This is a genomic window from Streptococcus sp. 1621, from assembly GCF_013276615.1.
Classification (GTDB): domain Bacteria; phylum Bacillota; class Bacilli; order Lactobacillales; family Streptococcaceae; genus Streptococcus.
The window spans coordinates 1-584 of sequence record NZ_VMLJ01000058.1; the positions used below are offsets into that span (position 1 = coordinate 1).

The 584-nt window shown below is 46.1% G+C and carries 1 pseudogene; it reads right to left on the reverse strand.

Annotated elements, in window-relative coordinates:
* A pseudogene (locus HT697_RS10005) lies at nt 1-584 on the reverse strand (FIVAR domain-containing protein); the annotation flags it as partial.

Sequence of the window (584 nt, forward strand, 5' to 3'; positions counted from 1 at the left end):
CAGAGCTGTCTTGTCTGCTTTATCGACTAACTTCTCTTTCGCTTTGTCTAACTTACCTTGAGCTGCGGTTACTTTTTCTTGCGCTGCTTGAACTTCTGCTGCTGTCGCATCGGCACCTTTAGCTTTTGCGGCTTCTGCTGCTTGCTTAGCTGCTGTAACTTCGGCTTCTGCTTCTTTCTTAGCGGCTTCGTAAGCTTTAATACTTTCTGGTGTCTTACCTTCTGTACTTACGGCTTCATCTAACTTCGCGTTGTCTTCTGCTAATTTAGCTTTCGCTGTTTCTGTAGCTGCTGCGGTTACTGCATCTTCTGCTTTCTTCAACGCGTCTTTGGCTGCGTTTACTTTCGCTAGCTCTGCTTGAACAGCTTCTGGTGTCGCATTATCGTCCGCTATTACAGCTTCCGCTGCTTGCTTAGCTGCTTCTGCTTTTGTCTTAGCGTCGTTATAGGCAGTCACTTTGCTTGCTGGCTTGTCAGCTGTTGTTGGTACACTTGTGATTTCGCTTCCTAAGGCATTATTCGCATTCGTCAGAGCTGTCTTGTCTGCTTTATCGACTAACTTCTCTTTCGCTTTGTCTAACTTAC